This window comes from Micromonospora sp. NPDC047620 (assembly GCF_043205005.1).
In the GTDB taxonomy this organism is placed as follows: domain Bacteria; phylum Actinomycetota; class Actinomycetes; order Mycobacteriales; family Micromonosporaceae; genus Micromonospora.
Window position 1 is genome coordinate 1 of sequence record NZ_JBIDDG010000089.1, and the last position, 1,907, is coordinate 1,907.

At 67.2% G+C, this 1,907-nt stretch carries 1 protein-coding gene; it reads right to left on the minus strand.

The window, feature by feature from the left end:
- On the minus strand, positions 1-1,907 hold a 1,907-nt coding region (locus ACGF5C_RS34320; protein ID WP_393308513.1), incomplete at both ends, for an AAA family ATPase.

A 1,907-nucleotide genomic window follows, 5' to 3' on the forward strand; every position in this document is an offset into this window, starting at 1 on the left:
TCCGAGCCCTTGATCGGGGCCGGACACATCTGGCCAGAGCGGCGTTTCGAGTCGGTCTGTGCTTGCTGCCACGGCAATGTCGATCGCTGCCTGAATCTTCGCGCCCTGAGCGGTCGAATCATCGTCCGGCGGAAGGGCTTCCGATCGATCCTCTGGTGCTATCCCTGTCGACGGATCAGGGAGTTCGAGGCGGTGCCAGAGGGCTGCGGCGGGCATGTCGTCGGGGAGGGGGCGTTGTGCGGCGGCGGTGGTGAGGAGGGTTTCGATGTCGTGGCCGGCGTCGGCGGCGGTGTCGAGGTGCTGGGCGAGGACGGGCCACCAGGGGTCGGTGGTGAGTCGGGTGTCGAGGCGTTTCGCGAGTGGCGCCCAGGTGTGGGTGGCGGTGTGCAGGTCGCCGAGGGTGTCGATGATTTGGGTGTCGAGGTGCTGTTGGTGGTGGCGTTCGGCTGCCGGGTAGCGGCGGGGTCCGGTGGGGCGTAGGTCGGTGTCGGGGACGTGGTGGGCGGCTCGCCATATCGCGAGTTGTTGTGTGAGGTCGCGATTTTGGATTATCGGGAGCGCCCATGCGGGTGCTGTCGCTGGTGTCCATGCGTGGGCATCGGCTTTTATCTGTGCGATGAGCGCGGTGATGATGCGGGCGCGCGCGTGGAGCTGTTGAGTTGCCTCGTTGTCGGGGAGTTCGGGGGGGATTGCGCGTGTCCAGGGCAGTGGCCCGGTGGTGGTGGAGTGGGTGCCGGTGGTATCGAGGCGCCAGTCGAGGACGGCGGCCGGGTCATGGGCGGTGTCGAGCTCTCGCGCGCTTGCGACTCGTCGGAGTGCGCTGACTGTGTCGTGGCCGGTGATGGCGAGGGTGGCGAGATGCTGGCGCAGTACGGGGTAGGCGGGGAAGTCGGTGAGGCCTGGCAGCAGTTGTTCTGCGGCGTGATCGAGTTGGTCGAGAGCATCGGGGCCGAGCACGCTTTCGACGGCCAGGTCGATGGCGTCGTGGTAGGTGTCGATGGCGCGGCCGAGTCGTTTGTGGGGGTCGAGGGTGTCGCGGAGGTCGGCGTGGGCGCTGGTGTGGGTGGCGTCGCGGGCCAGGATGCGTTGCAGGACTTCAATGCTGGTGTGGGGAAGCACGGCGGGTTCGGCCCAGTCGGAGTGTTCGTTGGCGTCGATGGTGGTGGTGAGGTAGGCATGGTTGGCGTGGATGCCGCGGGTCATGGCGACGTAGAACTGGTTGCGGGATTCGTTGCCGGTGAGCGCGGTGTGGCAGGTGTCGACGGTGATGCCTTGGGCGGAGTCGATGGTCATCGCGTAGCCGAGGCGCACGTGTTCGGCGACATAATCGGCGGGCAATAGGGCCGTAGCGCCGGGTTGTCGGCCGGTGCGCAGGTGTGTGGCGGTGAGGCTGCCGTCGGGGTGGACGGCGGTGATGGTCCATCGGTAGCCGTTGCGGACCCAATCGTGCTCCCCAAGGGATAGGCCGCGGTTGTTGCGGCGGGTGCACACGATGTCACCGGCGGATGCGGACAACCCGTCTCCCAATATGGTTGTTGCTGCCGTGGTTTTGGTGGTGCGGGCGAGGCGGTCGGCGCGGGCACGGTGGTTGAGGTCGGTGACGATGTCGTGGGTGGTGGCGAGCATGAGTGTGTTTCGGCCGTGGTGGTGGTCGGCGAACCATGCGGTGTAGGCCTTGTCGGCGACCGCGGCTGGGCTTCCGGAGTGGATGCGTTGGTGGTCGAGGTAGAACCCGAGCGCGGCGGGATCACCGTCGCGCAGCATGAGAGTTGCGCGGGCTTCGGCCGGTGAGGCGAAGCGCACGACCTCGGTGAGGGTGGGAGTTGTCGGGTTGTGGGTGGTGTCGATGCCGGTGCCGCCGGGTTCGATGGAGGGCAGTTGTTTGTCGTCTCCGAGGCATCGGATGG